Below are 21,413 nucleotides of genomic sequence, written 5' to 3'. Positions count from 1 at the left end.
AATTTGGAAGATTTCGGTCTGGGTGGTTCCCATCCTCGGGGCATGTCGTTTTGGTTGCTGGGTAACCCGCTGCGCGGTGTCTTGGGTATCACCAATGAAGGAATAGTCTTTCCGCAATGCCCCAACGTGAAGCGTGCAGAGCTTTTTGCCGCCTGGGATTTGATCCAAAACCGAGCTGTCTCGGGAATCATCGGTGAAACGGCGCAGGTTAGAGACTTCGTCAAAATCGCAGGTTGGCGAGACAGGCTGACGGGTCTCAATGACGATGAACCGGCATTCTCACTTAACCTGAACAACCTTGTTGTTCCTCAAATGGAAGATGTGCGCCTTGTTCCGTTGGCCGGAGTGGATCGCAATCAAGTGATTGCCTGGCGGAAGCAATACCTTCAGGAAACGCCGGGTTTGCTTCACAAGGAACTGGACAAGCAGGCCAGAGAAGACCTGAAACGTTATCTGGAGCGCGACAGTCACAGAGCCCTTATCTACAAAGGACAACCGGTTGCGATGACAGGCTTCAATTCGGCGCTTTCGGATGTCGTTAAGGTAGGTGGTGTATTTACCCCTCGCGAGCTGCGCGGGCGAAGTTATGCGCGCACCGCTGTCGCTTTGCATTTGAAAGAGGCGCGCGAGGCAGGTGTGAACCGAGCCGTCTTATTTGCCGCTTCAAATGCGGCCGCTCGTGCTTACATAGCGATTGGATTCATGCCGGCCGGTTCGGTCTCACTGATTCTGTTCAACGATCAAACGGATTCCGCGTAATGAGCTTTTTTCGACCAGAGGCAAAACTGGCACTTTGGCGCTGGCGTGAAGTTTTGGTCTCGGTTTTTGTCCTGATCCTTGGCGTCAGTTGGGTCAGCGGGCCGGGTGGGTTGCTGGCCTGGGTCGGTTGGTTCCTGATCGTCGTGTCCGCGGCTTTGGCCGTGATCGGCATACAGCGCGCACGGTTCAGAACCGGCGCAGGCGGGCAGGGCGTCGTTACGGTTGATGAAGGGCAAATCACTTATCTCGGCCCTCTGGATGGCGGCATTGTTGCGACACGAGAAATGGAACGGCTTGCACTTGATCCAACCTCCAGTCCGGCGCATTGGGTTCTGGATCAGCCTGGGCAACCGACGCTTCACATTCCTGTGAACGCTGAAGGAGCCGAAGCTCTGTTCGACGTTTTCTCAAGCCTGCCGGGCTTGAAAACCGAACAAATGCTGTCTGAACTCAACGGCAGATCGCCGCATAAGGTCGTTATCTGGGAGCGTACGTCCTCGCGCCCTCCACACCTTCGGCTGCATTGACACTGGCGCAGTTTGCCCCCACGACTGGCCAAAAGACAGACACATCAGGATCGGAGCACGGTTCATGTCCATCCCTCAGTCCGGCGGCGGTCCGATCGAACGCCACGAGCAATTGGCCGAATATCTGGAGTCGGGCTGCAAGCCCAAGGCAGACTGGCGCATCGGCACCGAGCATGAGAAATTCGGCTACTGCAAGGACACGCTGAAACCGTTGCCCTACGAGGGCACCCGTTCGATTGTGGCCGTGCTGGAAGGTCTGCGGGATCGCCATGGCTGGGCTGAAGTCCGCGAAGCAGGTCATCTGATTGGTCTGGAAAAGGACGGCGCCAATGTCAGCCTGGAGCCGGGCGGCGCGCTTGAGCTGTCGGGTGCTCCGCTTGAGACCATCCACGAAACCTGCGATGAGGTGAACACCCACCTGCGTGAGGTGAAGGACATCGCAGATGAGATCGGCGTGGGTTTCATCGGTCTCGGCGCGGCTCCGACCTGGACCCATGACGAAATGCCGTTGATGCCCAAGGGGCGCTATCGGCTGATGAACGATTACATGGAAAAGGTCGGCACCATGGGCCGCGCCATGATGCGCCGAACCTGCACCGTTCAGGTCAATATCGACTTCGGGTCCGAGGCCGACATGGTGCAGAAACTGCGCGTCGCGTTGGCCTTGCAGCCGGTGGCAACGGCGTTGTTTGCGAACTCGCCCTTTTTTGAGGGCAAGGTAAATGGCCAGAAAAGCTGGCGCAGTTACATCTGGCGGCATCTGGACGATGCCCGCACAGGAATGCTGCCCTTTGTTTTCGAAGACGGCTTCGGGTTCGAGCGTTACGTGCAATACGCGCTCGATGTGCCGATGTATTTTGTGTATCGCGACGGCCAGTACATCAATGCGCTGGGCATGTCCTTCCGTGACTTCCTGAAAGGTGAACTGCCCGCCCTGCCGGGTGAAACGCCCACGCTCAGCGATTGGGCCGACCACCTGACCACCGCCTTCCCCGAAGCTCGGATCAAGAAGTTCATGGAAATGCGCGGGGCCGATGGTGGACCATGGCGTCGTCTGTGTGCCTTGCCTGCCTTCTGGGTCGGTCTGACTTACGACCAAACGGCATTGGACGCGGCTTGGGATCTGGTCAAAGGCTGGGACACCGAGACCCGCGAGGCGCTGCGTGTCGCGGCCGCCAAAGATGGCCTGCAAGCGAAAGTCGGCAACATCAACATGCACGATCTGGCGCGTGAGGTGGTGGCGATCTCTGAGGCCGGCCTGAAAGCCCGCGCCTATCCCGGGGCCGGTGGACTGGTGCCGGACGAGACCCATTTCCTCAACGCGCTCAAGGACAGCATCCAAAGCGGGAAAGTGCCTGCGGATGAGTTGCTGGAACACTACAACGGCGACTGGAACGGTGATCTGACCCGGATTTTCCCTGAATACAGCTATTGATCCGACCGGTCCCGCTTGCATTCGCGGGGCTGGCCCGATAGCAGGTTGGCGACCAAATTCAGAGGGCGTCATGGACGATCTTAAGGCAAAATATCTGGGCCAAATCGCCGAGGCAGGCGACGAGAACGCGCTTGAGGCGATCCGCGTCGCCGCCGTGGGTAAAAAGGGCGAAGTTGCGCTGAAAATGCGCGAGCTGGGTAAGATGACGCCCGAGGAACGCCAGGTCGCAGGCCCGGCGCTGAACGCCCTGAAGGACGAGATCAACTCGGCCCTGTCCGCCAAAAAGGCCGGGCTGGCCGATGCCGCGCTGGATGAACGCCTGCGCACCGAGTGGCTGGACGTCACCCTGCCGACCCGGCCACGTGGCCAAGGCTCGATCCACCCGGTCAGCCAGGCGACCGAGGAACTGACCGCGATCTTTGCCGAACTGGGCTTTTCAGTGGCCGAAGGGCCGCGGATCGAAACCGACTGGCACAATTTCGACGCCCTGAATATCCCCGGCCACCACCCCGCACGGGCCGAGATGGACACGTTCTATATGCACCGCGCCGAAGGCGACGAGCGACCGCCGCATGTGCTGCGCACCCATACTTCGCCCGTCCAGATCCGATCAATGGAGCTGCAGGGCGCACCGATCCGCATCATCTGTCCGGGCGGCGTCTACCGCGCCGATTATGACCAGACCCACACGCCGATGTTCCATCAGGTCGAGGGGCTGGCTATCGACAAGGACATCTCGATGGCGAACCTGAAATGGGTTCTGGAAGAGTTCGTGAAGGCGTTTTTCGAGGTCGACGACGTCGAACTGCGCTTCCGCGCCTCGCACTTCCCCTTCACCGAGCCGTCGGCCGAGGTCGATATCCGCTGTTCGTGGGATAACGGTCAACTGAAGATCGGTGAGGGTGACGACTGGATGGAGATTTTGGGCTCGGGCATGGTCCACCCCAAGGTGATCGCCGCCGGTGGGATTGATCCTGAGGTCTATCAGGGCTTTGCCTTTGGCATCGGCATCGACCGTCTGGCGATGCTGAAATACGGCATTCCGGATTTGCGGGCCTTCTTTGACAGTGATCTGCGCTGGCTGCGGCACTACGGGTTTGCGGCGCTGGATATGCCGAACCTGCATGGTGGTTTGTCGCGATAGGGAAACCGTTGGACGACAGGCTGACATCATATCATGATTGGTGGTAACTCAAAGTTTCCGGACGTCCTCTACTTTGGTTATTGTGCCTGATTACTGCCTTGTTCGCACCGCCGGTGTTGGCATCACTTGTTTTCGATTTTGGGTCGGCGGTTGTTCTAACCACTTTCCTAGTGTCGGCACTGTTGTTTTTGCCGGGAATGCTCATTGCCGGATTGGCGTTTGTGCAGATCGGGGCATTTCAGATGCGTGATAAAATCCAAAGAGAAAAGACACAGGATCTGATCAACAAGCGAAATGGCAGTTTTTTGGACATGGTGGTAGGTAGTGTATCCGTTGGGTGTATATCTGTCGCGCTATATTGACTGGTGGCGTCGCCGTGTGGTGAATGCCCCATTCCTTTGGTTGATTGGCATCTTGTTTGTTACAATATCTATTCAGCTTCTAACGGTAATGCTGTACGAGCCCGCTGCGGTTTGGATATGGCTTCTGTTATTGCTAGCGGTAGTTCCTGGTTTATGGGCGGCGATGAACGTTCTTTCAGAGAGGTCAGACCGAGTGAAAGAGATCGAAGATCGGCAGGCAATGGTCAAAAAACTAATTAATAGATACGCAAAAAGTAGATCGAAATGATCTCAGCCGAAACAGCGCGGAGCAAAGGCCGATAGGCCGCGCTATCTCCAGACCGCCCGCACGGGCTGGCGATTTGTCTCCGCCAGCGCTTCGTATGAGTGTTTCTCGGACGTGGCTGCCATAAACTGCCCACCTTAACCCGAAGATCGCCATCCCGCGGTCTGGCGATAACGCGGCTTGCGACTTGCCCCAAAGGTCTGGCGATGGCGCGGCTTGTTACATGTTCCCACGGGGTTGTGACGTGACATGGGCCTCAGGCTGGGTAGGGTCAGCCGAATGACATATCGACTGCTCTGCCTGTTTCTGCTGATCGCCACCCAAGCTGCCGCCATGGATACCTGCCATGGCGATATTGCGTGTAAGATTGGTGACCGTTCCTATCATGTGTTGGAGCCTGACGGCTGGGACGGCGAAAGCCCCTTGCCTGTTTTGCTGCATTTCCACGGCTGGGCGCGGCAGGGCGATGTGGTGGTGAACCATGAGCGCATCGCGGGGGCCACAAAACTGCGCGGCGTGTTGTTGGTGGCCCCGAACGGTTTGGGCAAAAGCTGGAATTTCTGGAACGCGGATACTGAAGACGTCGATTTTGCCGACCGTGTCTTGCAGGACGTTGCCAGTCGTTATCCGATTGACCCGGATCGCATCTATGTCTCGGGCTATTCCTTTGGCGGCGCGATGGCATGGCGTTATGCCTGCCAATCGGGTGACGATACCGCCGCGCTGCTGGCTATTGCTGGGTCAATCCAGCAGACCGAGCATTGTCCGCAGGCCCCGGCGCAGGTGCGCCACGTGCATGGGCTGGACGATACGGTGATGGGTTTTCCCTTTGGACCGGGCGACGATACCACCTATCCGGTGGCGCTTTGGAAAGCGAAGTTTGACTGCAACGGCGCAACCCCGCGCGGGGACTGGAGCGTGAGACCGTTCCTGACGCTCAGCCGCGTGGAATGGACCGATTGTGCGCAGGGGCAGGTGGTGCTGGACACCCATCCGGGCGGGCATTTCATCCCGCATGGCTGGATCGGGCGGCAATTGGACGAGCTTTTGGGCCGCACCCCCACCTATCCGTGACCCGCAGCGCTTGCACCTTGGCGCATTCTTTGTCATTGCCTTTGCCAAACGGATATCTGCCAAAAAAGGCCCCGAGCAATGAAATTCACTCTGTCCTGGCTGAAAGACCACCTCGACACCGATGCGTCGGTTGATGAGATCACTGAGGCGCTGACCGACCTTGGCCTTGAGGTCGAAGAGGTTATCAACCCGGCTGACAAGCTCAAGGACTTTACGCTGGGCTATGTGAAACACGCGGAAAAGCACCCCGACGCCGACAAGCTGCGCGTCTGCAAGGTGGACACGAATGAAGGCGAATTGCAGATCATCTGCGGCGCGCCCAACGCCCGCGAAGGGATCACTGTCGTCGTCTGCAAACCGGGCATGTATATCCCCGGGCTGGACCTGACGATCAGCGTCGGCAAGATCCGCGGCGTCGAAAGCTTTGGCATGATGGCGTCCGAGCGTGAGCTGGAATTGTCGGACGAACATGACGGCATCATCGAATTGCCCTCGGGCGAGGTCGGTGACAGGTTCGTTGATTGGCTTGCCGAGAATGAGCCCTCGAAAGTCGATCCGATGATCGAGATCGCGATCACGCCGAACCGGCCCGATGCGCTGGGCGTTGAAGGCATCGCGCGCGATCTGGCGGCTCGCGGGGTCGGTACTTTGAAACAGCGCGACTACGTGCCGGTGCCAGGCGATTTCGAAAGCCCGATCAAAGTATCGATTGATGAGGATACGCTGGATGGTTGCCCGCATTTCACGGGCCGCCTTATCAAGGGTGTCAAGAACGGCCCCAGCCCCCAGTGGTTGCAGGATCAGTTGAAGGCGATCGGGCTGCGTCCGATTTCGGCGCTTGTGGATATCACCAACTACATGACCTTTGACCATAACCGCCCGCTGCATGTGTTTGACGCGGACAAGGTGCAGGGCAACCTTCGCGTTCATCGCGCAAAAGGCGGTGAAACCCTGGTGGCGCTAGACGAGAAGGAATACACCCTACAGCCCGGCATGATGGTTATTTCCGATGACAAAGGGCCGGAATCCATCGCAGGCATCATGGGCGGTCAGGAAACCGGCTGCACCGAGGATACTGTGAATGTGTTCCTGGAAAGCGCGTTTTGGGATCATGTGCAGATCGCGCTGGCGGGTCGGGCGCTGAAGATCAATTCGGACGCGCGGTATCGGTTCGAACGCGGCGTGGACCCTGAATACACTCTGGAAGGTCTTGAGCACGCAACCCAGTTGATTCTGGACATCTGCGGCGGTGAAGCGTCCAAAGTGGTCGAGGCGGGTAAAGCGCCGAACCATGCACGTGCGTACAAGCTGGATGCTGAACGGGTGCAGTCTCTGGTCGGGATGGACATTCCCGAAAGCGAACAGCGTCAGACGCTGACCCGCCTCGGGTTCCGTCTGGAGGGCGAGATGGCCCACGTGCCAAGCTGGCGCCCCGATATCATGGGTGAGGCCGATCTGGTGGAAGAGGTCGCACGGATCGCCTCGTTGACCAAGTTGCAGGGCAAACCCTTGCCGCGTGTCACCGATGGTATTCCCAAGCCGGTGATGACACCGGCTCAGCGCCGCCAGTCCATGGCGCGCCGCACCTGCGCCGCGCTGGGTTACAACGAATGCGTCAGCTATACGTTCATCGATCAAGCTTCGGCCGCTTTGTTCGGTGGCGGTGACGATGCGACCATGCTGGAAAACCCGATCTCGTCCGAGATGAGCCACATGCGCCCCGATCTGCTGCCCGGATTGTTGCAGGCCGCGGCCCGCAATCAGGCACGCGGATACGCCGACGTCGCCCTGTTCGAAGTTGGCCCTGTATTCCATGATGGCGAACCCGGCGACCAGAAAACCCAGATCGCCGGCCTGCTGGTTGGCCGCAACGGCCCCAAGGATGTGCACGGGGCATCGCGCCCGGTGGATGTCTTTGATGCCAAGGCGGATGCCGAGGCCGTTCTTGCGGCGATCGGAGCACCGGCCAAGGTGCAGATTCTGCGCGACGGCGATGCCTGGTGGCACCCGGGTCGCCACGGCAAGATCTGTCTGGGGCCGAAAAAGGTACTGGGTGTCTTTGGTGAGTTGCACCCGCGCGTGTTGCAGGCGATGGATATCAAGGGCCCGGCAATGGCCTTTACGATTTGGCCGGACGAGGTTCCCTTGCCCCGTAAGTCCGGTGCCACACGTGCCGCATTGGAATTGCGTGATTTGCAAGCGGTCGAACGGGACTTTGCCTTTGTCGTGGATGAAAGCGTCGAGGCGCTGACCTTGGTAAACGCGGCAGCAGGTGCCGATAAGGCACTGATCGAAGATGTACGTGTCTTTGACGAATTCATCGGCGGCAGCCTGGGTGAAGGCAAAAAATCTCTGGCCATCACAGTACGCTTGCAGCCGACGGACCAGACGCTGAAGGAAAAGGACATCGAAGCGGTGGCCGAAAAGGTTATCGCCAAGGTTACCAAGGCAACCGGCGGCGTTCTGCGCGGTTGATGCTGAGCAGCTTTCGGCGGACGCACAACTGAAATAATGAAAGGGCTGGCGGCGCTCTTTCTGTTTTTGCGGAGGACTAAAGATGCTGAACGTATACCTCTCTGGTGAAATACACACCGACTGGCGCGAACAGATCATCGACGGCGCACAGGGGTTGGATATCACCTTCAACGGCCCGGTGACTGATCACGAGGCCAGCGACGATTGTGGCGTTGCCATTCTGGGGGAAGAGCCGAACAAATACTGGCATGATCATAAGGGTGCAATGGTCAATGCGATCCGGACCCGAAAGGGCATTTCGGATGCCGATGTGGTGGTTGTGCGGTTTGGCGACAAGTACAAACAGTGGAACGCCGCTTTTGATGCGGGTTATGCAGCAGCGCTGGGTAAGTCCATCATCGTGCTGCATGGTCCCGAGCATCAGCACGCGTTGAAAGAAGTTGATGCAGCCGCGCTGGCGGTGGCGGAAAAGCCCGCGCAGGTGGTCGAAATCCTGCGCTATGTGCTGACGGGGGCACTGCCGGGCTGAGCTTTGCGAAGAGGGTGCCAGCTTTGGCACCCTTCCTATTGCGAAACCGTTTAAGCGCGTGCGGGTATGGCCTTGCCGCGCTGCACAGCCGGGCGCTGCATGAAACGGTCAACATAGGCGACGACATTGGCGTAGTCGTCCCAGCCAACAACCTCTTTCGCGCCGTAGAAGTCCAAAGCATTCAGCCAGGGGGCAAGAGCGATATCGGCGATGGAGTAATCGCCTGCAATCCAGTCCTGCCCGTCCAGTTGCATGTTGACCACGTTCAGCAGGCGCTTGGCCTCGTTGATATAGCGTTCGCGCGGTCGGGGGTCTTCGATTTCGCTGCCAGCGAATTTGTAGAAAAAGCCAAGCTGACCAAACATTGGCCCCACGCCCCCCATCTGGAACATCAGCCATTGCGTAATGCGATACTTGTCTGCTGCGCTTTGCCCCAGGAACTTGCCTGATTTCTCGGCCAGATACAGCAGGATCGCGCCGCTTTCGAACAGGGCAAGCGGTTCACCGTCCGGACCGTTGGGATCGAGGATGGCGGGGATCTTGTTATTCGGGTTCAGCGACAGAAACTCGGGGCTTTTGACATCCGCATCCGACAGCGTCACCAGATGAGCCTCATAGGGCAGGCCAGTTTCCTCCAGCATGATCGACGCCTTTACGCCGTTTGGAGTCGGATAGGAATACAATTGGATCTTGTCCGGGGATTGCGCGGGCCAGCGGGCCGTTATCGGATGTGGTTTGTTGTCCAGCATTGGGGGGCTCCTGTTTGGCTGTTCCGTCAAAACTAGGGACCAAGGCGCATTTATTTAAGCCCTGTGCGATGTGCATTTCCGGTCAGGCCGTGTTTTCTGGCGAACAGAGGGGAATTCCAGTGAAACTGGCACCTAGACCGGATGGCAAATTTGGCTCACAATCTGGTGACCCCCGCGAAAACCTCGCGGGTTTCTTGCTGTTGAAAGGAGATGGGCGTGGATGAGGTAGTAACACAGGTGGGAGCATATGCCCCGCTGATCATGAGTGCCGTCAAGGCGCTTGTCGTTCTGATCTTGGGCTGGATTGTGGCTGGCGCAATCGGGGGTATGGTTCGCCGCCGGATCAATTCGACGCCGCATATTGATCCGACACTGGGGAACTTTTCGGCAAGCTTGGTCAAATGGGCCATTCTCGCCATGGTTCTGGTTGCTGTTCTGGGTATCTTCGGAATTGAAGCCACCAGCATCGTCGCCATTCTGGGTGCCGCATCGCTGGCCATCGGTCTGGCCCTTCAAGGCACGCTCAGCGATCTGGCGGCCGGTGTGATGCTGGTTGTCTTCCGGCCCTATAAGCTGGGTCAATTTGTTGATATCGGGGGCACGTCGGGCACCGTAAAGGACCTGAACCTGTTCACCACCGAGCTGGTGACGCCTGATAACGTGCAGATCATCGTTCCGAACGGTCAGGCATGGGGCTCGATCATCACGAACTACTCTGCCCATGACACGCGCCGTGTCGATCTGGTGTTCGGGATTGATTACGGCGACAGCGCGGACAAAGCCATGCAGATCATTCTGGATGTGGCGAAAGCGGACAGCCGCATTCACAGCGACCCGGAACCATGGGTTCGGGTTACGAACCTGGGTGACAGCTCGGTGGATCTGACAGCACGGCTGTGGTGCTCGGCACCAGACTATTGGGATGTCAAATTCGAGCTGACGAAAACGATCAAGGAAGCCTTTGACGACAAGGGTATTTCGATCCCTTATCCCCATTCTGTGGAGATCCAGAAACAGGGGTGACGGCTTCCGCCCGTCGATCGGGCATTCGAAAATGCCCTCCTCCCGTTGGGTCCGGCACCGCGCCCTTGCGCGGTGCCCTTATCTTTGTTCAAACCGTCGCGTTTGATACTGACCGCGCCACGCCGGGGGCGTGGCGCTATGCCCAACGCTGTAAATCGTTTCTCAAAAGCGATTTCAGGGGCGGGAGTGTTTACGACTTGACGATCACGTTAGGTGAAACAACGTCGATACCAAGGGCCTTGCCGACCGCATAGTAAGTCAGCTTGCCTGCGTGAACGTTCAGGCCTTCCAGCAGATGCGGATCGTCCTGACACGCCTGTTTCCAGCCTTTATCCGCCAGAGACAGCATGAACGGCATCGTGGCGTTGCCCAGGGCGATGGTCGAGGTGCGCGCCACTGCGCCCGGCATGTTGGCAACGCAGTAATGCATGATGCCATCGACATCATAGATCGGATCGGCATGGGTGGTGGCTTTTGAAGTCTCGAAGCACCCGCCCTGGTCGATGGCAACATCGACAAGTACGGCACCGGGTTTCATCGTCGACAGCTGTTCGCGCGAGACAAGTTTCGGAGCTGCAGCACCGGGGATCAGAACGGCACCGATGACCATATCGGCATCCTGGATCAGCTCGGCCGTGGCGCCCGCTGTCGAATACTGGTTCTTGAAGGTTCCGCCAAAGACGTCATCCAGATAGCGCAGCCGCGGCAAGGAGCGATCCAGAACGGTGACATCCGCGCCCATTCCGGCAGCGATCTTTGCCGCATGGGTTCCTACGACGCCACCGCCGATAACGACCACTTTGGCAGGGCCGACACCGGGTACGCCACCCATCAGAACGCCGCGCCCGCCATTGGCCTTTTGCAGTGTCCACGACCCGACCTGAGGGGCCAGGCGACCGGCGACTTCGGACATCGGAGCCAGCAGAGGCAGGCCGCCGTTCGCGTCGGTTACGGTCTCATAGGCGATGGCAGTACAACCCGATTCCAGCAGGTCATGCGTCTGATCCGGGTCCGGAGCCAGGTGCAGATAGGTGAACAGCAGCTGTCCTTCGCGCAGCATCTTGCGTTCCACAGCCTGGGGTTCCTTGACCTTCACGATCATGTCGGCGGTGGCAAATACTTCTTCCGCAGTGTCGATGATATGCGCGCCCGCCGCGACATAGGCGTCATTGTCGAAACCTGCGCCGATGCCTGCACCGGATTCGATAAGGACTTCGTGACCACGTGCAACAGCTTCCTGAGCAGCATTGGGCGTCATCCCGACGCGGAATTCCTGGGGTTTGATTTCCTTGGGGCAACCGATCTTCATGGGGGTCTCCGTTCATAAACTGCCTAAATTATGTGCATTTTCAGTGCAATTTCTGTGAAAGAAAACGTGTCAATGCGTTTTTCTTTGGAAGAATTTCGCGTAGTTTACAAATATCATGCAAAGGAATTGCAGCAATGAGCTTGGACGCGACTGATCGAAAGATTCTGGCGGCACTTCAGAAAAATGGTCGGATGTCGAATTCGGAATTGTCTGAACAGGTCAACCTGTCTCCGTCCGCTTGCCACCGGCGCGTGCAAAGGCTTGAGGTTGACGGGTATATCCGCAACTACGTGGCTTTGCTGGATGCCCGGAAGATGAACGTGCCGACAACCGTCTTTGTCGAGATCACGCTGCAAGGTCAGGCCGAAGAGGTTCTGGATGCGTTTGAAAAGGCGGTGGCCCGGATACCGGATGTGTTGGAATGCCATCTGATGGCCGGTACGGCGGATTACATTTTGAAAGTCGTGGCGGAGAACACCGAAGATTTCGCACGCATTCATCGACAATACTTGTCGCGCCTGCCAGGGGTGGCCCAAATGCAAAGTTCGTTTGCTCTGCGTACCGTGTTCAAGACCACTGCCTTACCGGTCTGATATTCATAAGGGGCCAGGATAGGTGAACAGAAACAGGTGCGTCAGGTTGAACCCAAAATGCATTGCAACGGGAACCCAGAGGCGGCTGGTTGCATAGTATCCCAATCCGCAGGCCAGCCCGAGAATAGAAGCAAAAGCCACGAGCGCCGGACCTCCGGCGAAATGGGCCAGCCCGAACAGCAGGCTCGCTGTGATCACGCTCCAAGCGTCCCCAAGACGTACGGCGAAAGCCGATTGCAGATAGCCACGAAAAAAGGCTTCTTCCGTCAGGCAGGTCAGAAACGCGTTGGACAAGGCAAATACCAGCCACCAAGGGGGGACCGTAAACTCCGGCTGCACCGAGCCGAGGGAAAAACCGATGAGAAACAGGCCAGGAAGGATCAGTAACCCTACCAGCACAGCTGTGGGTTTGATCTGCGTTTTTCCGCGCTGCATCCGGGGCCAGGCCAGAAGAATGGCAAAGAAGACCATCGGTTTGTCTAGGTTCAGGTGCATGGTGAAACTGGCGCTTCCCGCACCCGCCTGCACCTGATCCAGAATTTTCAAATTGTTGAATCCTGGCAGCAGATGTGCACCCATGACCAGGCACCACAGGATCAATAACAGGTGCCCGGCGATAGCAGGCCAACCTTTCAAATGGGGTAGCAAAGCAGCTCCGACCAAACCAAAGACCACCGCAGCGATCGCCGTGGGTGACATCAATCCTATTGCCGAGGCAATGCTGATGAACAAAACCAGCAGAGAAAAGGCGATGCCAGTTCGCCGGGCCAGTGCCGCCAATTGCGCCGAGATCAGGACCAGCCATGGCCAGATGGAGGGCATCAGGGAAAGAAGGAATGTCACAATGGTCTCATCTGTTTTACGCGCCCCGTCATGCCGCACAAAAACAAGGCAATGCAAGCAGTCGTGGTGAAGTGCAGTGCGTTGCGTCAATTCAAACGCTTGTATCCTGCGGGTCAGACGTACAAATTCAGGGAAAAGACCGTATACCGCGCTGGACCTGATTTGCAGGTGTGACTACAGCCGCAGGACCCGTGACCCTCGTATCAATTTATCTGATGACATCAGGTGGTTACACGGGCCCGATATGGTCCGAACCCGAAGACCGAGAAGGAGCTGACCTTGGACAACGAAAACACTGGCGCCCCTAAAGACTGGCTGGAAGCCGAGCTGGAGGACACGCTCGATGAAGACTTCGAGATAGAATTCAGTGAGCCGATGCTGTCGATGGAAGTCCGGAAAATCTATCGGGAACAGCATCCGGACATGTTGGATCGCAAGGTTTACTTCCGCAACCTGCTGCGCCTGCAGGCCGAACTGATCAAGGTTCAGGACTGGGTGCAGCATACCGGGGCCAAGGTCTGTATCTTGTTTGAAGGCCGTGACAGTGCCGGCAAGGGCGGGGTGATCAAGCGGATCACCCAGCGTCTGAACCCGCGCGTGGCCCGCGTGGTCGCGTTGCCGGCACCCAGCCGCCGTGAGCAAAGCCAGTGGTATTTCCAGCGCTATGTACCGCATCTGCCGGCGGCGGGTGAAATCGTTCTGTTCGACCGCTCGTGGTACAACCGGGCGGGGGTCGAGCGGGTAATGGGTTTTGCGTCCGAGGACCAGGTTGAACAGTTCTTTCAGGACGTTCCCGAATTCGAACGAATGCTGGTGCGGTCAGGGGTCATTCTGCTGAAATACTGGTTCTCGATCACGGATGAGGAACAGCAGTTGCGGTTCCTCATGCGTATTCATGATCCGATGAAACAGTGGAAGCTGTCGCCGATGGATCTGGAATCCCGCATCCGCTGGGAGTCCTACACAAAGGCAAAAGAGGACATGCTTTTCCGAACCAACATCCCCGAGGCCCCTTGGTACATTGTCGAAGGCAATGACAAAAAGCGTGAACGGCTGAACTGTATCGAGCATCTATTGACAAGAATCCCGTACGAGGACGTGCCTCAGGAAAAGGTCAATCTGCCCGACCGCAAGTACAACCCGGAATACGAGCGCCGCGTTTTGCCGGATGAGCTTTACGTACCAAAGATCTATTGAAGCAAAATCAGGCTCTGAGCCGGAACATGCGAGGCCGACACGGCCGGCCTCGCACAGATTCAACTGATTAGGCTGCATCCATCATGCAGTCAAAGTTGAAGAAGTTGACCATTATGATGTCACAGTCATCGACGTCGGCTGTTTCGGTACCCGCAGGCTCGGACTCTGTTTCCGACGTGGCGTCGGCGGTCGGCATCATGTCGACATCATCGGTGCCGGCCACGTCCGTGTCGCCGTTCATGTCGTCATCCCAATCGAACTCGTCAAACTGCGCTTGCAGGTTTTCGAGGAAATTGGCGATTTCATCGAGGAAGGCCTGAACGTCAAAGCAGAATGCTTCGGGCTCACCGCCATCAACCACTTCGGTGTCCGGCATTTCAGGTTCCGGTTCCTCGGTTTCGGTGACGTCAGTATCCGGCGTTTCGGGTTCCGGCTCTTCAGTCTCGGTGACATCGGTGTCTGGTGCCTCGGGTGTAGGCTCTTCGGTTCCGGGCGTCTCAGTTCCTGGCTTTTCGGTTTCGGTGACGTCAGTATCCGGCGTTTCGGGTTCCGGCTCTTCAGTCTCGGTGACATCGATGTCCGGTGTCTCGGGTGTAGGCTCTTCGGTTCCGGGCGTCTCAGTTCCTGGCTCTTCGGTTTCAGTGACGTCAGTATCCGGCGTTTCGACTTCCGGCTCTTCTGGTACGGCGACTTCGTCCGGCGTGGTTGGCGGAACTGGCGGTGTGTTTGTATTGCCGTTGTCCAGCATGACTGCCGCGTCGGTCGCGGCAAAGTTCTGGGTGACCATCACCGCATCAAAGCCCTGCATGTCACCGGTTTCGACGCCGATCCCGATATATTTGAAATCCGGGTTCAGGATATTGGCGCGGTGGCCCGGGCTGCTCATCAGGTTTTGGTGCAGTTGCGCCACGTCATCGCTGATGCCAGGCGCTCCGCGTTCTGACTGCCATGCGATGTTTTCGCCAGTACGCCAGCTTCCCTCAAGATCGAAACCGGCACCTTGCATCCGCTGGGTTGCACTGGAACCGCCAGAACCGGTGTGACTGAATGTGTCTGTATTCAACATCCAAGTGCTGTGATCTTCGGACGAGTCGTTTAGCTGCGTTTCAAGTTGCAGCGGGTTGAGCCCGCGGGATGTGCGTTCCTGGTTTATCAGCCCCAGCATCTCGCGTTCGAATGTACTTGCAGTCGACATGTTTGCCTCCGTTTGTGTTTGTGTCCTTTCAGACGGGCTCACTTAGAGGTGGGGGTGTCGACGGTGGTAGGGGTTGGTTCAACTCAGGCGAGTTTTGGCGAGGCGATGCTACCAACACGAGATTCGCTGCGCTGCTAAATGCCGGGCAAAATGTTGCTGGTGAGGAAATGGCGGCTTGTCGCACAGCCCGTCCCACGAGTCGGCGGATTGTATCCGATCCCTGAAACGACAAACCCCCGGGCGATGCCTCGGGGGTCGTCAAATAGTGTCATCCAAAGCTGGACGAGCGAGTGCCAGTTTTGATCGCGCGCAGCTTGATCCGAAAACCGGTTCCCACTTTTCGGGCTGCGCTTAGAGCAAACCTTCGCGCTGTGCTTTCTTACGTGCCAGTTTACGGGCACGACGGATCGCTTCAGCCTTCTCGCGCGCTTTTTTCTCGGACGGTTTCTCGAAATGTTGCTTAAGCTTCATTTCGCGGAACACGCCTTCGCGCTGCAGCTTTTTCTTCAGGGCACGAAGCGCCTGATCGACGTTATTGTCGCGAACACTAACCTGCATGTGGTTGTCACCACCTTTCTAGATAGAGTTGCAAGGAAATTGCAGGAGTTGGCCGTATAGCAAAGCCGTTCTAACTTGTCTAGTACTGGCCCCGACAACCGGAGAAACGTCATGACCACCACATATGAAGATGCAAAACACCAGCTTTTGGATGCAATGCTGAACCATGTTCCCTTCGATGGATGGTCGGAAACCAGTTTTCGTGCCTCCATTTCCGACTGTGGTCTGGATGACGGCCTGGCGCGCGCGATCTGTCCGCGCGGCGCAGTTGATCTGGCACTGGCCTATCATGCGCGCGGCGATCAGGCGATGCTGGACCGCATAAAGTCCGAAGACCTGAGTGGGCTGAAATTTCGGGACAAGATTGCCGCTTCGGTTCGGTTCCGTTTGCAAGCGGTCGAGGATAAAGAACTGGTGCGCCGGGGCATGACTCTGTTTTCCCTGCCAACTTACGCGGCAGACGGTGCCAAGGCAGTTTGGCAGACCTGCGATCTGATCTGGGATACGTTGGGCGATACCTCGGACGACGTGAACTGGTACACGAAACGGGCCACTTTGTCGGGTGTCTATTCCTCGACCTTGTTGTTCTGGCTGGGCGATGACAGCCCGGGTCATCAGCGCACGTGGGAGTTTCTGGATCGCCGGATCGCGAACGTCATGGAGTTCGAAAAGCTCAAGGCACAGATGCGCGACAACCCGGTGTTGAAACCGTTTCTGGCGGTTCCGAACTGGCTGGCGGGTCAGGTGAAAGCACCAGAGAAAATGCGAGCAGACCTTCCGGGAAAACTGAACCCCCGAAAGTAGCTCGTCTTGGTGCTGGGCCTTGACCCTGATGCCTGCTAGGCATTGGGCAAAGGAGGTGCCTATGACCCAGATGATGCGCGCTGTTGAGATCACCGAACCGGGTGGTCCTGATGTTTTGCAACTGACCGAGCGTTCTGTCCCCGAACCGGGTGCAGGGCAAGTGGTGCTGAAAGTGGCTTATGCCGGCGTGAATCGCCCGGATGCGTTGCAACGTGCGGGCGCTTACGATCCGCCGCCCGGTGCCAGTGACTTGCCGGGGCTTGAGGCTTCGGGCGAGGTTGTCTCGGTTGGGGCCGGTGTCCAGGGACTGTCCGTCGGCGATCAGGTCTGCGCGTTGCTGCCGGGCGGAGGCTATGCCGAATACGTCGCCACTCCTGCGGCCCACTGCCTGCCGGTGCCTGCCGGCATGGGAATGAAAGAGGCGGCTTGCCTGCCTGAGACCTTTTTCACCGTCTGGTCCAACGTGTTTACGCGGGGCGGGTTGAAGGCAGGCGAGAGATTTCTGGTCCATGGTGGCTCGAGTGGGATTGGTACGACAGCCATCCAGTTGGCCAACGCCTTTGGTGCCCGCGTTTTTGCCACCGCAGGTTCGGATGAGAAATGCGAAGCTTGCGTCAAATTGGGTGCGGAAAGGGCGATCAACTACCGCGATGAGGATTTTGTGGCCGTCATGCGGGCCGAAGGTGGGGCAAACCTGATCCTCGACATGGTCGGTGGCGACTATCTTCCGCGTAACGTCAAAGCTCTGGCCGAGGATGGGCGGCTGGTCCAGATCGCCTTCCTGCAAGGACCGGTCGTGGAGCTGAACTTTGCCCTGATGATGGTCAAGCGCCTGACCTTGACCGGCAGCACCCTGCGCCCACAAAGCGATCTGGCCAAGGCCGGGATTGCGCAGGACCTGCGCGAAGCCGTCTGGCCTCTGCTTGAGGCTGGCAAGGTAGCGCCTGTTATGGATAGCGAATTTGATCTGGCCGAGGCTGCGGCCGCCCATGCACGCATGGAAAGCTCGGGCCATATTGGCAAGATCGTTCTGAAAGTCTCGGGCTGAGTATTGAAGGCGCGGGTTTGTCCCGCGCGTTCACGCAATCGCGCGGCGGTACAGGTGCCATGTGGCATGACCCAGAACCGGCATCACTACGATCAAACCCAACAGCATCGGCAGGGCACCCAGAAACAGAAGGGCAGCCACGATGAACCCCCAGGTCAAGATGACGCCGGGGTTGTGACGCAACACGCGAAACGACGTCACAACCGCCACCGGCAATCCGACTTTCCGGTCCAGAAGCAATGGAAAGCTGACGACACTGACCGCCAGAGCGCACAGAGCGAACACGAATCCAACGGTGAGTCCGACTGCCATCATCGTCCAGCCGGCAGTCGTAGAGAATACTTGCTGAGCAAAAGCGCCCAGTGACGCAGGGGCTTCTGGACCCATTGTATGCGTGTAGATGCTTTGCGCCACCATCAGCCAGATCAGCAGAAGCATCACCAGATAAAACCCGAGTACCAGAATTGCGCCGAATGACGGCGAGCGAAAGACGCCGAACGCATCCAGCCAATGCGCCGTGCTGCCTTGCTCTCGTTTGCGGCTGATCTCGTACAAACCCACGGCTGCCACCGGACCGATCAAAGCAAAACCGGCAACGAGAGGAGCCAGAAGTGGAATCATACTGACGTTCAGGGCAAAGCCGAACATCAAAAGCCCTGCGATCGGGTAAATCAGTACAATGAATATGGCGTCCGCCCGTGTTTCGAGAAAGTCGTGATACCCCGCCCGCAGGCAAGCGCGCAGATCCTGCATCGTCAGTGTCTGCACCATCGGCAGATGCTTGATATCTGCGCTTCCGAGTTGTGAAACGCTATCCGAGACATGATCACCGGCCGCACCCAGATTCTGGGCTGCCCAGCTGATCGGATTTCCGATTGTTTTAGCCATTTTCATCCCCTTCCCTGGCGAGAATTGCGCCGCGGAACGGATCCGGCAATTTGTTGTCCGTGGCCGGACCAGCCGACAACGCCTGACCTCATTATAGCACAGTTTGGCGAAATCCTGTTCAACACTGTGGCACCAGACGGATTGCCCTGCATCGCAGTCATGTTAGCTTGAGGTCAGGCAAGAGGAGGTCAGGATGCAGACAACAGCAAAAACGGTTGTAGTTCACGAATTCGGCGGGCCCGAGGTGTTGCGGATCGAAGACAGGCCAGTGGGCGACCCCGGACCGGGTGAAATACGTATTCGCCACCAGGCCTGCGGCCTAAATTTTATCGACGTATATCAACGTACTGGATTGTACCCCCTTGATCTTCCTCATGCTTTGGGCATGGAAGCGTCCGGCGTCATCGAGGCCGTCGGGGACGGGGTGACGCACCTGCAACCCGGCCAGCGGGCCGCATATGCGGCAGCCCCACCCGGAGCGTATTGCGAGGCCCGCGTAATGCCTGCGGCACAGGTGTGCCCTCTGCCGGACGGCATCACATTCGAAGCTGCTGCGGCAATGATGTTGAAGGGTTTGACGGTTGAATACCTGTTTCACCGAACCACTCCGCTGAAACGCGGGGATACGGTGCTGTTTCACGCAGCGGCCGGTGGGGTCGGACTGATCGCCTGCCAATGGGCGAAATCCGAGGGGATCACCCTGATTGGCACGGCGGGAACCGACGAGAAATGCAGCCTTGCCCGGTTCAACGGGGCTGCGCATTGCATCAACTACCGATCCGAGAATTTCACCGAACGGGTGGCCGAGATCACCAAGGGTCAGGGCGTGGACGTGGTGATGGATTCCGTCGGGGCGGATACGTTCCAAGGATCGCTGAATTGTTTGAGACCGTTAGGGATGATGATTTCCTTCGGCAACGCGTCCGGGCCGGTGCCGCCGTTCGATATCGGTGTTCTGGGTCAGAAAGGATCGCTCAAGATCACCCGACCCACCTTGTTCACCCATATTGCGGATCACTCCGTGTGTCAGGCAATGGCGCGCCGCTTGTTCGGCAAGGTCGAGGGCAGAGAGGTCAAGATTCACATCGATCAGCGTTTTGCGCTTGATCAGGTTGCCGATGCCCATCGCGCGCTTGAAGCGCGACAGACCACGGGCAGTACGATTCTGGACCTCTGAATCGAGGCCCGGCCGGACAGGCCGGGCCCATTTTTGTCTGGGATGCCATTCAGAACCGGTAAGAGGCGCGAATCTGCAATGTGGTTGCGTCGACATCCACATTGTTTCCGTTGAAGTTATCGAATTCGTGGTACAGCAGTTCTCCACCAATACTCACGTTTGGGGCCACGATCTGTTCGTAGCCTGCGCCAATGAACCACCCGTCATCGCTGCCCAAGGTGTCCGTACCAGCTTCGGCATAGCCTGCGGTGCCATATAGCAAACCTTGCGGGTTTATTTTGTAGCCAGCACGCGCCTTCAGCCGCCAGACATCTTCGACAGTTGCGGCGCCAGACAGATCCACGTCAGTCCAGTCATAGTCAAAACCGCCGCCAACGACCCAGTCGCCGAGATCATAATCGTAACCCAGGATGATACCACCGATTACGCCATCGCCGTCGACCCCGGACAGGCTGGTGTCCACATCGGCATAACCCAGTTGCAGACCGCCATAAAACCCGGTCCAGTTGCCCGAGGATTGTGCCATTGCCGATCCCGCGACCACGGTTGCGACAGTGGTGATGAGAGCCAATTTCAATGTCATCTCATTTCCTTTCGATTGTCACTCTGCTGCAGTGAAATTCAGTTCACTTATGCAGACCATTACGATCCGCTAGCGTCATCGGATCAGTGATACCTACGAATTCCAGCCCGTATTCTTGCGTTGAAACGTGACAAGACACGCCGTTGCCCTTTGAAAACGGGCACTTCTGATACTGATGAGATAGGAAGAAATGAGAGGTCTTCAAACGACATGCGGCGGCGGAACGTTCCGCCGCCGACACGCCTGACAGTTTCAGCGGATTATTGCTTCTGCAATTCAGCAGGGGTCTTGTCCGCGATGTCTTCCCAGTTTGCGCTCGCGCTTTCGATAAAGCCCGGGATGTCGCCTTCCCAGCGTTCCTGGATGTCTTCCGACAGGTTCAGGTACAGCTTGTTGTCGACGATTTTCCAGTAGTTCGGGTCACCGTCGAACTTGAAGCCCATGGCTGTACCGAAGGCGCAGTAGCCACCGTAGGCAGGCAGGTAGGCTTCCGGGTTGGCTTCGAAGGCGGCTTTGTTTTCTTCCGACGAGAAACGATACATTGCATCGTCGTACAGCGTGGTGATGCGGTAGTCACCTTTGGTGGCTTCACCGACGGTGAAATAGGCAACCGGGTCATAACCCTGCATGGCCAGACCAGTCGAGCTCGCGTTGATGTCCACACCCGCAGCCAGAGCGGATGTTGCCACTGCAACGGACAGAGCGACGCCACCGATCAGAGATTTAAACTTGTTCATTGTTCCACCTTTCGTGAAAGGAGCCTCGTCTGTGTGCGGATCGAAGGCCCCGGATTGTTGTCCCGTGTGGCCCGTAATTGACCGTCACGACAGCGATCTGGGGTGCAGTTGGATCACGTTCAAAACAATGAATCGTGAT

Annotated in this window: 21 protein-coding genes; 13 read left to right on the top strand and 8 right to left on the bottom strand. The window is 57.7% G+C overall.

What is annotated here, in order from left to right; translation table 11 throughout:
* Nucleotides 1–42: 42 nt before the first annotated feature.
* The 7 genes from D1823_RS12665 to D1823_RS12630 all read left to right on the top strand — a co-directional run bounded on the left by D1823_RS12665 (nucleotide 43) and on the right by D1823_RS12630 (nucleotide 8,570).
* Complete coding sequence (locus D1823_RS12665) at nucleotides 43–759, top strand: GNAT family N-acetyltransferase (RefSeq protein ID WP_254683727.1); 717 nt, start codon at nucleotides 43–45, stop codon at nucleotides 757–759.
* Nucleotides 759–1,286 carry a hypothetical protein gene (locus D1823_RS12660; protein WP_117870518.1) on the top strand — a complete coding sequence of 176 codons (528 nt, stop codon included), beginning with the start codon at nucleotides 759–761 and terminating at the stop codon, nucleotides 1,284–1,286. The genes D1823_RS12665 and D1823_RS12660 overlap by 1 nt, the downstream gene beginning before the upstream one ends.
* Before the next feature lie 64 nt (nucleotides 1,287–1,350).
* Nucleotides 1,351–2,721: a glutamate--cysteine ligase gene (locus D1823_RS12655; RefSeq protein WP_117870515.1), complete on the top strand. Its 1,371-nt coding sequence runs from the start codon at nucleotides 1,351–1,353 to the stop codon at nucleotides 2,719–2,721.
* Between the two features lie 70 nt (nucleotides 2,722–2,791).
* A complete protein-coding gene (gene pheS / locus D1823_RS12650) occupies nucleotides 2,792–3,865 on the top strand; it encodes a phenylalanine--tRNA ligase subunit alpha (RefSeq protein ID WP_117870512.1) in 1,074 nt (357 codons plus the stop codon).
* Between the two features lie 906 nt (nucleotides 3,866–4,771).
* Nucleotides 4,772–5,566: a PHB depolymerase family esterase gene (locus D1823_RS12640; RefSeq protein ID WP_117870506.1), complete on the top strand. Its 795-nt coding sequence runs from the start codon at nucleotides 4,772–4,774 to the stop codon at nucleotides 5,564–5,566.
* A gap of 78 nt (nucleotides 5,567–5,644) precedes the next feature.
* Nucleotides 5,645–8,041, top strand: a complete 2,397-nt coding sequence (gene pheT, locus D1823_RS12635) for a phenylalanine--tRNA ligase subunit beta (RefSeq protein ID WP_117870504.1) — start codon at nucleotides 5,645–5,647, stop codon at nucleotides 8,039–8,041.
* Between the two features lie 82 nt (nucleotides 8,042–8,123).
* Nucleotides 8,124–8,570 carry a YtoQ family protein gene (locus D1823_RS12630; RefSeq protein ID WP_117870502.1) on the top strand — a complete coding sequence of 149 codons (447 nt, stop codon included), beginning with the start codon at nucleotides 8,124–8,126 and terminating at the stop codon, nucleotides 8,568–8,570.
* A gap of 50 nt (nucleotides 8,571–8,620) precedes the next feature.
* On the opposite strand, the gene D1823_RS12625 is transcribed toward D1823_RS12630, so the two are convergent.
* A complete protein-coding gene (locus D1823_RS12625) occupies nucleotides 8,621–9,319 on the bottom strand; it encodes a glutathione S-transferase N-terminal domain-containing protein (RefSeq protein WP_117870500.1) in 699 nt (232 codons plus the stop codon).
* Between the two features lie 261 nt (nucleotides 9,320–9,580).
* Between D1823_RS12625 and D1823_RS12620 the strand changes: the two genes are divergently transcribed.
* Nucleotides 9,581–10,342, top strand: a complete 762-nt coding sequence (locus D1823_RS12620; RefSeq protein ID WP_253283973.1) for a mechanosensitive ion channel family protein — start codon at nucleotides 9,581–9,583, stop codon at nucleotides 10,340–10,342.
* Nucleotides 10,343–10,532: 190 nt separating this feature from the next.
* Here D1823_RS12620 and ald read toward each other — a convergent pair whose 3' ends face one another.
* Complete coding sequence (gene ald, locus D1823_RS12615; protein ID WP_117870498.1) at nucleotides 10,533–11,651, bottom strand: alanine dehydrogenase; 1,119 nt, start codon at nucleotides 11,649–11,651, stop codon at nucleotides 10,533–10,535.
* 134 nt (nucleotides 11,652–11,785) lie between these two features.
* Between ald and D1823_RS12610 the strand changes: the two genes are divergently transcribed.
* The gene (locus D1823_RS12610; protein WP_117870496.1) at nucleotides 11,786–12,244 is read left to right on the top strand and encodes an Lrp/AsnC family transcriptional regulator; all 459 of its coding nucleotides are present in this window, start codon (nucleotides 11,786–11,788) and stop codon (nucleotides 12,242–12,244) included.
* 3 nt (nucleotides 12,245–12,247) lie between these two features.
* Here D1823_RS12610 and D1823_RS12605 read toward each other — a convergent pair whose 3' ends face one another.
* Complete coding sequence (locus D1823_RS12605; RefSeq protein ID WP_162896830.1) at nucleotides 12,248–13,087, bottom strand: CPBP family intramembrane glutamic endopeptidase; 840 nt, start codon at nucleotides 13,085–13,087, stop codon at nucleotides 12,248–12,250.
* Nucleotides 13,088–13,366: 279 nt separating this feature from the next.
* Here D1823_RS12605 and ppk2 point away from each other — a divergent pair, with 279 nt between their 5' ends.
* Nucleotides 13,367–14,284 (top strand): polyphosphate kinase 2, encoded by a 918-nt coding sequence (gene ppk2 / locus D1823_RS12600; RefSeq protein ID WP_371415280.1) that lies wholly within the window; start codon nucleotides 13,367–13,369, stop codon nucleotides 14,282–14,284.
* A 67-nt stretch (nucleotides 14,285–14,351) separates the two neighbouring features.
* Here the strand turns inward: ppk2 and D1823_RS12595 are convergent, their stop codons facing one another.
* Both D1823_RS12595 and rpsU read right to left on the bottom strand, forming a co-directional pair.
* Complete coding sequence (locus D1823_RS12595; protein WP_117870493.1) at nucleotides 14,352–15,479, bottom strand: CAP domain-containing protein; 1,128 nt, start codon at nucleotides 15,477–15,479, stop codon at nucleotides 14,352–14,354.
* A gap of 351 nt (nucleotides 15,480–15,830) precedes the next feature.
* Nucleotides 15,831–16,037 (bottom strand): 30S ribosomal protein S21, encoded by a 207-nt coding sequence (gene rpsU, locus D1823_RS12590; protein WP_005614280.1) that lies wholly within the window; start codon nucleotides 16,035–16,037, stop codon nucleotides 15,831–15,833.
* Between the two features lie 111 nt (nucleotides 16,038–16,148).
* On the opposite strand from rpsU, the gene D1823_RS12585 reads away from it, so the two are divergent.
* Together D1823_RS12585 and D1823_RS12580 are read left to right on the top strand one after the other, a co-directional pair.
* Nucleotides 16,149–16,841: a COQ9 family protein gene (locus D1823_RS12585; RefSeq protein ID WP_117870491.1), complete on the top strand. Its 693-nt coding sequence runs from the start codon at nucleotides 16,149–16,151 to the stop codon at nucleotides 16,839–16,841.
* A 61-nt stretch (nucleotides 16,842–16,902) separates the two neighbouring features.
* A complete protein-coding gene (locus D1823_RS12580; protein ID WP_117870489.1) occupies nucleotides 16,903–17,889 on the top strand; it encodes an NAD(P)H-quinone oxidoreductase in 987 nt (328 codons plus the stop codon).
* A gap of 30 nt (nucleotides 17,890–17,919) precedes the next feature.
* On the opposite strand, the gene D1823_RS12575 is transcribed toward D1823_RS12580, so the two are convergent.
* Nucleotides 17,920–18,777, bottom strand: a complete 858-nt coding sequence (locus D1823_RS12575; RefSeq protein ID WP_117872879.1) for a DUF2189 domain-containing protein — start codon at nucleotides 18,775–18,777, stop codon at nucleotides 17,920–17,922.
* A 193-nt stretch (nucleotides 18,778–18,970) separates the two neighbouring features.
* Here D1823_RS12575 and D1823_RS12570 point away from each other — a divergent pair, with 193 nt between their 5' ends.
* A complete protein-coding gene (locus tag D1823_RS12570) occupies nucleotides 18,971–19,954 on the top strand; it encodes a quinone oxidoreductase (protein WP_117870487.1) in 984 nt (327 codons plus the stop codon).
* 49 nt (nucleotides 19,955–20,003) lie between these two features.
* Here the strand turns inward: D1823_RS12570 and D1823_RS12565 are convergent, their stop codons facing one another.
* Both D1823_RS12565 and D1823_RS12560 read right to left on the bottom strand, forming a co-directional pair.
* On the bottom strand, nucleotides 20,004–20,537 hold the full coding sequence (locus D1823_RS12565; protein ID WP_117870485.1) for an outer membrane protein: 534 nt from the start codon (nucleotides 20,535–20,537) through the stop codon (nucleotides 20,004–20,006).
* A gap of 260 nt (nucleotides 20,538–20,797) precedes the next feature.
* On the bottom strand, nucleotides 20,798–21,274 hold the full coding sequence (locus tag D1823_RS12560; protein WP_117870483.1) for a YHS domain-containing (seleno)protein: 477 nt from the start codon (nucleotides 21,272–21,274) through the stop codon (nucleotides 20,798–20,800).
* Between the last annotated feature and the right edge of the window lie 139 nt (nucleotides 21,275–21,413).

It is taken from the genome of Ruegeria sp. AD91A (assembly GCF_003443535.1).
Lineage (GTDB): Bacteria > Pseudomonadota > Alphaproteobacteria > Rhodobacterales > Rhodobacteraceae > Ruegeria.
Note: the sequence above shows the minus strand (reverse complement) of the source record. Positions and strands in the feature narration are given on the sequence as shown.